The 916-nt window shown below is 63.9% G+C and carries 1 protein-coding gene; it reads left to right on the plus strand.

What is annotated here, in order from left to right:
- Window positions 1–916, plus strand: a 916-nt coding sequence (locus GTW58_RS14765) for a hypothetical protein (RefSeq protein ID WP_342453322.1), incomplete at its 5' end; no start/stop codon positions are given.

A 916-nucleotide genomic window follows, 5' to 3' on the forward strand; every position in this document is an offset into this window, starting at 1 on the left:
AGCCCGGGCGCACGGCAGCAATGTGGACGTCGGGGTGCGGGCTGAAGGCAGTTCCAACGGCTCCATCGAAATCACAGCACCTGCCAATGCGGAAGCGGCACCCAGCGGTTCGGGTGTTCAGCTCTCCCCCGAGGAAATCAGGCAGCAACAGATGCAACTGCGCCAGTACGCCACTGGTCTGTATCAAGACGATGCCCTGGAGCGCCCGCCGTCCGTGGAACAAGGCAACTACTCCGTGGTGGACACCTGCGCCGACGCTGCGGACCAGCAGGCTTGCCAGGAGCAGGAAGCCTGCACCATGGCCGATGGCGGCACCGGACAGAACTACTACGTGGAATACAGCTTTGAGGACGGTGGCGCGGCCGCCCAACGGGTCTCCCGCCCGTTGTGTTTACCGGCTGGTGAGGTCCCGGACTCAGGGTCCATGCCGATCCCGGTGTTCACCGTCGATGACCTGCAACGCCTGGATATCGCCGCAGCCCTCTCGGTGGTGGAACCAGCACCCCACACGCTGGTCAACTACAACACCAATGTTTACGCAGAGGCCACCGCCCAGGAGTTCACCACCACCCTGGCCGGTTACCCGGTCACCGTGCGGGTGTATCCGACGGAGTACACGTGGGATTACGGGGATGGCGCCACCCTGGGGCCCACCCAGTTGACGGGTTATCCGTTGGATGAGGATCAGTGGGACACCCCCACAGACACCAGCCACCGGTACACCGACACCGGGGATGTTCAGGTCACGTTGTCCACCACGTTTGAGGGTGAGTACTCCGTGGCTGGTGGGCCGTGGTTGGCGGTGGATGGGACTTCCACGGTGACGAGCACGCCGGTGGAGTTGAGTGTGTGGCGGGCCAAGGTGCGTAACTACGCCGATGACTGCATCCAGAACCCCAACGGCGCCGGCTGCTGA

It is taken from the genome of Kocuria subflava (assembly GCF_012163155.1).
Classification (GTDB): Bacteria; Actinomycetota; Actinomycetes; order Actinomycetales; family Micrococcaceae; genus Kocuria; species Kocuria subflava.